Source organism: Yersinia sp. 2542 StPb PI, from assembly GCF_048593855.1.
Lineage (GTDB): Bacteria > Pseudomonadota > Gammaproteobacteria > Enterobacterales > Enterobacteriaceae > Yersinia > Yersinia enterocolitica_E.
The window spans coordinates 1-7,715 of the sequence record NZ_JAZGQA010000195.1; the positions used below are offsets into that span (position 1 = coordinate 1).

Sequence of the window (7,715 nt, forward strand, 5' to 3'; positions counted from 1 at the left end):
CATCTTTTATCTAATTCATACCAAGACAGGTTAAATCTCTTTACCAAGAATATCCTGTAAGTCCTGTTTCAAAGATGACATCTGGTTGGCATATTTCTCTTTACGCTCAGCATCTTCAATTAACTGCACCACTGTATCTGACAGAGTATTGCCACGGCGCCGGGCTAGAGCGGCCAAACGCTGCCAAACCAGAAATTCCAGATCGATCGATTTTTTGCGCGTATGCTGATGCTCAGCATTGAAATGGCGCTTACGTCTGGCGCGGATAGTCTGCTTCATCCGCGTCGCCAGTTGTACGTTTATATGAGTGTCAATCCACTCCAGCACCTTTACTGGTTCACTTTCCAGTTTCATCAATTGCTCTACTGCGTCTGTCGCTGCACTGTTTTCAATGTGGCGGGTAATGGCTTCACCTTCACGGTGTTTTTTTACCAAATACGCCCATTTCCAACCACTTTCCAGATTTTCCAGTTGTTGATATTTCATCGTGAGCTCTTTAGTGACCGTGTAACTTAAGTCAAGCATAACAGTTTTATGCAGAATTTCACCCTACAAAAAGCCTATGATTAGTTTGTTTTTTGTACGGAATACTGCCGATGTCTTACTCCTTGCTACCAACTGCCACTCTACGTATATGCAGCCTGCTTTATTCTTGTATAATCGCCCTTTCCCTTTTTGACGATTGCATCTATTACTTTGACCAATAACCGACTTGAATGGCAGTCAATGCTGCCGAACGCAACGCCCTATGAAGCGTTATTTACTACTGCCTCCCAGTTGGAGCCGGTTTCTTTCTCGGCGATTCAGCCCCGGTTAGAGAATGGCATGACGCTATTTTGTCATCCACAATCTCAACCGCGTTTTATGCTGATTAAAGCACAGGAGAGTACTGAGTATCTGGCATTGATCGCGCAGGCAGTTAAAGAGCTGCAACCTGAAGCCTCTGCCGTGTTTGGTGGCGATTATCAGATTGATGGCAATCTAGTGACCTGGCAGCCGGCACAACGTGGTAACGAGCCTTTTGCGGCACATTCACGCTGTCTCTATCAGGAATGGGTAGAACCAGAACAACTGTTTGGTTGTGTTAGATGGCATAAAGATCAAATCAGTCTGCAACCCGGCTTGGTTCATCAGGCTAATGGCGGCATATTGATCCTGTCAGTACGGGCATTACAAGCTCAACCACTGATGTGGCTGCGTCTGAAACAGATGATTGTCCAGCAGCGCTTCGATTGGTTGTCACCTGATGAAACCCGCCCTCTGCCAGTACACATTCCCTCGATGCCACTGGATCTGCGCCTGATTCTCGTTGGCGACCGTCTGGGCCTTGGCGATTTCCACGATATGGAACCCGAGTTAGGCGAATTGGCTATCTATGGCGAGTTCGAGGTCGAGCTACCGCTGGTCGATATCGATGGCATGACCCTATGGTGTGGCTATATCAATGCGTTATTGCAGAAAAAACAGTTGCCATCTTTATCTGCCGATGCCTGGCCAGTTCTGTTTCGTCAGGCAGTGCGCTACAGCGGTGATCAGGGCAGTCTGCCGCTGTGCCCTGTATGGCTAACTGGCCAGTTGGCAGAAGCAGCGCTGTATGCTGAAGAAGAGTCAATTACAGCCAATGCGCTGGACATTGCCTTGAATGCCCGTGATTGGCGCAATAGTTATCTTGCTGAGCGGATGCAAGATGAGATTGAACTAGGGCAGATTTTGGTTGATACCGAAGGGTTAGTCGTCGGTCAGATTAATGGTTTGTCGGTACTGGAATACCCAGGTCACCCTTATGCTTTTGGCGAACCTGCACGTATCAGTTGTGTGGTTCACTTGGGTGATGGCGAGTTTGTTGACGTTGAACGTAAAGCGGAACTGGGCGGTAATCTACATGCTAAAGGCATGATGATTATGCAAGCATTCTTGATCTCAGAATTGGAACTTGATCAGCCGCTACCCTTCTCGGCTTCGATTGTTTTTGAGCAATCCTATGGTGAGGTCGATGGTGATAGCGCATCACTGGCCGAGCTTTGCGCCTTGATCAGTGCCCTTTCGCAGCAACCGATCAACCAGCAAATTGCGGTCACAGGCTCTGTTGATCAGTTTGGTAATGTGCAGCCTATTGGCGGCGTGAATGAAAAGATCGAAGGCTTCTTCGAAGCCTGTCAGCGTCGCGGGTTGACGGGTACTCAAGGGGTGATTCTACCGACCACCAATGTCCGTCATTTATGCCTGAATCAGGCAGTGATTGAGGCGGTACAAAATGGTCAGTTCCATCTCTGGGCGGTTGATAGCGCCGCTGAAGCACTGCCGTTATTGACAGGCATGGTGTATGCCGACGAGCAGCAACCAAGCCTGTTAGGTATAATTCAAGAGCGAATCTCACAGGTTAATCCGCAGGACAGACACCGTTGGCCATGGCCATTACGCTGGCTAAACTGGTTCAACCAGGGCTGATCGGACTTGCTCAGCGTACAGGTGTACGCTATTCTGCGCACTTCACTAAAATAAGGCTTACTGAGAACATGGTAGATAAACGCGAATCCTATACAAAAGAAGACCTTGAAGCATCAGGCCGTGGCGAACTGTTTGGCGCTGGCGGGCCACCATTGCCAGCAGGCAATATGTTAATGATGGACCGTGTCGTCAAGATGACAGAAAACGGCGGTACCTATGGTAAAGGTTATGTGGAAGCGGAACTGGATATCAATCCAGATCTATGGTTCTTCGGTTGCCACTTTATCGGTGATCCTGTAATGCCAGGCTGCCTGGGCCTTGATGCTATGTGGCAATTGGTTGGGTTCTATCTTGGCTGGCTAGGTGGCGAAGGCAAAGGTCGCGCGCTGGGTGTCGGTGAAGTTAAATTCACCGGTCAGGTACTGCCTGAAGCCAAGAAAGTAACATATCGTATTAATTTTAAACGTGTCATTATGCGTAAATTAATTATGGGTGTCGCGGACGGTGAAGTTTTGGTTGATGGCAAAGTGATTTACACTGCCACCGACTTGAAAGTCGGTCTGTTTAAAGACACCAATACTTTCTAATATTTGTTATCCCTGTGCAGGGGCAGTTACTCCCCTGCACCATAATAATGATGCCACGAGGCATTTTTTTTAACCGAAGTAACTACAATAAATGTAGTCACTTGTTGAATGTTAATTTTCAGCCCACGCTCAGCCAAAGCCACAATAATGATGTGAGGAATGGAATGCAAAGAACCCGCCTTGAAGACATGCCTTGCCCGGTTGCCCGCTCTCTTGAACGCGTCGGCGAATGGTGGAGCATATTAATCATCCGCGATGCCTTTCAGGGGTTAACGCGGTTTGATGAATTTCAGCAAAGTTTGCAGCTATCACCCACTATCCTCACCCGCCGCCTAAAGTATCTGGTGGAAAGTGGGATCCTTGAAAAGCGGCTCTATAATCCGCGTCCTGCCCGCTATGAGTATTTACTGACTGAGCGTGGCAATGATTTTTTCCCAGTGATGGCGGCACTATTCCAGTGGGGTAATCAGCATTTTGCACCACTTGGTCCTGCGGTGGTACTCGCAGATCGCCGTACGGGTAATCCGGTAGAAACTATCTTACTGGACAGAAATACCGGGCAACCTATTTGTGCACAAGATGTCACTCTTGCGGCAGGCTCCGTCAAGAGCGATATAATTAATAAACGGTTGGCACTGATGCATGGCAAACAGTCAATAGATACCAGGCAACAGTCTCACTCAATTAAGTCTCAAAAGGAAAAACAATGAATACGCGCCGTGTAGTAATTACAGGAATGGGTGTGGTTTCCCCGTTAGGCTGTGGTAGCGAAACTGTTTGGCAACGTTTGCTGGCAGGACAATCCGGTATCCGTATTCTGCCGGATGAGATTGTCGGTGATTTGTCAGCTAAGATTGGTGGGCAAGTGCCTACACTTGACGCAGACTCAGAAGCAGGCTTTGATCCTGATAAAGCTGTTGCGCCAAAAGATCAGAAGAAAATGGATCGTTTCATTGCGTTTGCGATGGCGGCGGCAGATGAAGCTATTACCCAAGCCGACTGGCATGCTGACGATGTAGAAAAACAGGAGCGTACCGCTACCGTGATTGGTTCTGGTATTGGCGGTTTCCCTGCGATTGCTCATGCCGTACGCACCACCGACACTCGCGGGCCAAAACGCCTCTCCCCTTTCACTATACCTTCATTTTTGGTGAATTTGGCTGCGGGTCATGTTTCTATTAAACATCATTTTAAAGGGCCAATTGGCGCGCCCGTCACCGCTTGTGCGGCGGGAGTGCAAGCTATTGGTGATGCGGTGCGGATGATCCGCAACGATGAAGCGGATGTTGCCTTATGTGGTGGCGCTGAAGCCGCGATTGATAAGGTCAGTTTGGCTGGTTTTGCTGCAGCTCGTGCTCTATCAACCGGTTTTAATAGCACACCTGAGAAAGCCTCCCGTCCCTTCGACAGTGCTCGCGATGGTTTTGTGATGGGGGAAGGTGCCGGTTTACTGATTATTGAAGAATTAGAACATGCTCTCGCCCGTGGTGCACAACCGTTAGCTGAGATTGTCGGCTACGGTACCAGTGCCGATGCCTACCATATGACCTCTGGAGCTGAAGATGGTGATGGCGCATATCGCGCAATGAAGATCGCTTTGCGTCAGGCCAAAATTAAGCCAGAACAAGTTCAGCATCTTAATGCGCATGCAACCTCAACTCCGGTGGGGGATCTTGGCGAAATCAATGCGATTAAACACTTATTTGGTGAAGGTAATACCTTAGCCATTACCTCAACCAAGTCAGCCACCGGGCATTTGCTGGGGGCGGCTGGCGGATTGGAAACCATCTTCACGGTACTGGCACTGCGTGATCAAATCGTGCCTGCCACTCTGAATTTGGAGAATCTGGATGCTGCGGCCAAGGGGTTGAATATTGTGGCAGGTAAAGCTCTCCCCCATGAGATAACCTATGCGCTGTCAAATGGCTTCGGTTTTGGTGGGGTTAACGCGAGTATCTTGCTAAAACGCTGGGCTGAATAGTTGGTCAGACCTCGAAGAGTTGACGCTAGTCAATGATTCGGGTGAGCGAATGCAGCCAACAACGCTGCGGCGACAAGTACCACCTATATTACTCAAAGTAATTGGTGTTGCAGCCAGGCGGCAAATGAGTGAATTCCGATGAGTTGACGCCAGTCAATGATTCGGATGAGCGAACGCAGCCAACAACGCTGCGGCGACAAGTACCACCTGTATTACTCAAAGTAATTGGTGTTGCAGCCAGGTGGCAAATGAGTGAATTCCGATGAGTTGACACCAGTCAATGATTCGGATGAACGAATGCAGCCAACAACGTTGCGGCGACAAGTACCACCTGTATTACTCAAAGTAATTGGTGTTGCAGCTAGGCGGCAAATGAGTGAATTCCGATGAGTTGACACCAGTCAATGATTCGGATGAGCGAACGCAGCCAACAACGCTGCGGCGACAAGAACGAAGAGTAAAAATGAAAACCTCCGCAATATGCGCATAAAGCGGAGGTGATCCCTTAGTCTGACAGAGAGCCGCTTAAGCGGTCACAGCCCTGTCCTCCATGGCTTGTCGCCAACCTCCTAACCAATGCGATCTGGCGTCTAAAGCTTGATAGGGACAAATTTCCCTTGAACGCCCTGAAATACCTGCTTGATACCCGCGTGACAACGCCCTTTCCAAGCGATCTCTTTTCTGTCTCTTCATGCCTCGTTTCCCTCATCTTTCGGTCTGGTGGAAAGAAAACAGTGACCACTTTATGTGCAGTCACAATTAAGTGATAGACCTTAGGAAACAGAAAAGCAATGCGCAAAATTCACGCCAATGTCATATTTGTGAGCTATGCCCGCTGAATTTGCTAAGTGATTGATTTGGGGTGAATGAAGGTAAAATATTGATATTAAACAAAAAACCCTCTTTCGCAGTAATTTTTCATTAGCAACGAAAGAGGGTTTGACTGATATTAGACTAAATTAGAACAAAATATTACTTAACGTTTTGTAACTGAGCAGCAATAACCTTGGCTTCCTGCTGCCAGCCCTGCGCCAAGGTTCGGATCAGAGCATCGTAGCCGTCTTCACTCTGTTTAAGTTCGAGATCGAATGGCTGCTTAATCAACTGTCCCTGATGTTTCAGTATCCACACACCACGAATAACGGCGCGACCATCATAGCGGCCATGGAAGCCGGTTACAGTCACATTGAGGACATCCTGATCGCTATCCAGTGGTTGTGAAGAGACCAACCAACCCGGCAGCGCATTACTCAGATTGGTTACCAAGGTTTGCTGCAACTGTTGATCCAGTGGACTGGCCCACAGGTTGTTGCTGGCAATGACATACTGTACATCATTGGTTTGGTATACCACTCCCGTCGCAGCCAGATAATCAGCGACACCAACATGTTCAATCCATAATTGCCTTGAAGCAACACTACTACTGACCGTAGCAGGCGCGCTGAGTGCCGGTAACTGATAGTAGGTTTTGCCGGGTTCGCTACTGCAAGCGCTAAGTAACAGCGCTGCGAGAACTGCCATCCATTTCATCATTTTTTGGCCTTCTTAGGCTGAGGATCCTGACTTCCTGCCGCTTCAAATACCAGCGCGTTACTCTTCTCATTCAGCGTACGCAATACTGGCTGTAATTCACGCAAGACCTGATCTAACCGTTGCATATCACCCACCATCTTGTTGTAGGCCGGTGAACCTGGCTGGAAGCCTTTCATGCTACGATTCAACTCATTCAGGGTTTTTTGCAGATCTTTGGGGAGATCCTGCATCGCCGGGCTTGAGGTGATTGCGGTCAATGCCGCCAAGGTTTTCTGAGTTTCACGCATCGTTTTCTGACTTTCAGCCAGTGTCTTCGTGACTTCATTCACCATTGGATCCAGCGGTAGACTATTAATCTTATCCAGTGTTTGCATCAATTTCTGCTGAATTTGCGCTAAGCCACCACTGACGGTGGGCAGCAATGGATAGCCCGCCACTTCCAACGGCCCTTTCCACGGTTTGGCATCTGGGTAGAAATCCAGATCAATAAACAGCGCACCCGTCAGCAAGTTCCCTGATTTCAATGAGGCACGTAGCCCGCGTTCTTTGGCTGTTTTCAATATTTGCGCAAAGTTGGTATCCGAGCCTAAATCATCGCGGAAACGGCCTGGCTCAATGCGAATAAGCACCGGAATACGGAAATCATTATCAACCCGCTGCCGCATACCTTCGGTGAAGAACGGCACATCGGCTACAGTACCCACACGAATACCACGGAACTCTACCGGCGCACCAGACTGCAAACCACGTACAGAGTCGGAGAAGAACAACAAGAAATCTTCATGTTCCGTGAACAGAGAATTTTGAATGCTGCTGCGATTATCAAACAGTTTGAATTCAGCTTTATCTGCCGTGACCGGCTTGCCCAGATCCAAACCATCAGGCACATCGAAACTTACGCCACCACTGAAAAGGGTTGCCAGCGATGCCATTTCAACTCGCATTCCTTGTGATGATAGATCGACCGCTACACCACTGTCCTTCCAGAAACGGACATTGCTGGTGACCAGACTGTCATAAGGCGCACCAATAAATAACTGATAACGCATTAAGCGTGACTTAGCATCGAAGGTGCTGGTTTCTACCGATCCGACCCGGTAGCCACGGAACAATACCGGGTCGCCAGCATTCAACTGCCCAGCCTGTTCGCTGTCCAGAATGATACG

General features: G+C 48.7%; 8 protein-coding genes. 4 read left to right on the top strand and 4 right to left on the bottom strand.

Translation table 11 applies throughout. From position 1 onward, the window contains the following. Positions 1 to 30: 30 nt before the first annotated feature. Positions 31 to 486 carry a macrodomain Ter protein MatP gene (gene matP, locus V1952_RS18085; RefSeq protein WP_420075258.1) on the bottom strand — a complete coding sequence of 152 codons (456 nt, stop codon included), beginning with the start codon at positions 484 to 486 and terminating at the stop codon, positions 31 to 33. Between the two features lie 210 nt (positions 487 to 696). Between matP and V1952_RS18090 the strand changes: the two genes are divergently transcribed. From V1952_RS18090 to fabF, 4 genes are all read left to right on the top strand, one after another. Beyond that, the gene (locus V1952_RS18090; protein WP_372559314.1) at positions 697 to 2,448 is read left to right on the top strand and encodes an AAA family ATPase; all 1,752 of its coding nucleotides are present in this window, start codon (positions 697 to 699) and stop codon (positions 2,446 to 2,448) included. Between the two features lie 68 nt (positions 2,449 to 2,516). Beyond that, the gene (fabA, locus tag V1952_RS18095; protein ID WP_420075259.1) at positions 2,517 to 3,035 is read left to right on the top strand and encodes a bifunctional 3-hydroxydecanoyl-ACP dehydratase/trans-2-decenoyl-ACP isomerase; all 519 of its coding nucleotides are present in this window, start codon (positions 2,517 to 2,519) and stop codon (positions 3,033 to 3,035) included. Between the two features lie 164 nt (positions 3,036 to 3,199). After that, complete coding sequence (locus tag V1952_RS18100) at positions 3,200 to 3,745, top strand: winged helix-turn-helix transcriptional regulator (protein ID WP_372569307.1); 546 nt, start codon at positions 3,200 to 3,202, stop codon at positions 3,743 to 3,745. Then, entirely contained in the window at positions 3,742 to 5,016 is a 1,275-nt protein-coding gene (fabF, locus tag V1952_RS18105; protein WP_083158465.1) for a beta-ketoacyl-ACP synthase II, read from the top strand. Before V1952_RS18100 ends, fabF begins: the two co-directional genes overlap by 4 nt. A gap of 525 nt (positions 5,017 to 5,541) precedes the next feature. On the opposite strand, the gene rmf is transcribed toward fabF, so the two are convergent. The 3 genes from rmf to pqiB form a co-directional block, all read right to left on the bottom strand. Continuing rightward, positions 5,542 to 5,709, bottom strand: a complete 168-nt coding sequence (rmf, locus tag V1952_RS18110) for a ribosome modulation factor (RefSeq protein WP_005170911.1) — start codon at positions 5,707 to 5,709, stop codon at positions 5,542 to 5,544. 279 nt (positions 5,710 to 5,988) lie between these two features. Next, positions 5,989 to 6,549 carry a membrane integrity-associated transporter subunit PqiC gene (pqiC, locus tag V1952_RS18115; protein ID WP_083158464.1) on the bottom strand — a complete coding sequence of 187 codons (561 nt, stop codon included), beginning with the start codon at positions 6,547 to 6,549 and terminating at the stop codon, positions 5,989 to 5,991. Continuing rightward, positions 6,546 to 7,715, bottom strand: a 1,170-nt coding sequence (gene pqiB, locus V1952_RS18120) for an intermembrane transport protein PqiB (protein WP_420071312.1), incomplete at its 5' end; no start/stop codon positions are given. The genes pqiC and pqiB, both read right to left, overlap by 4 nt.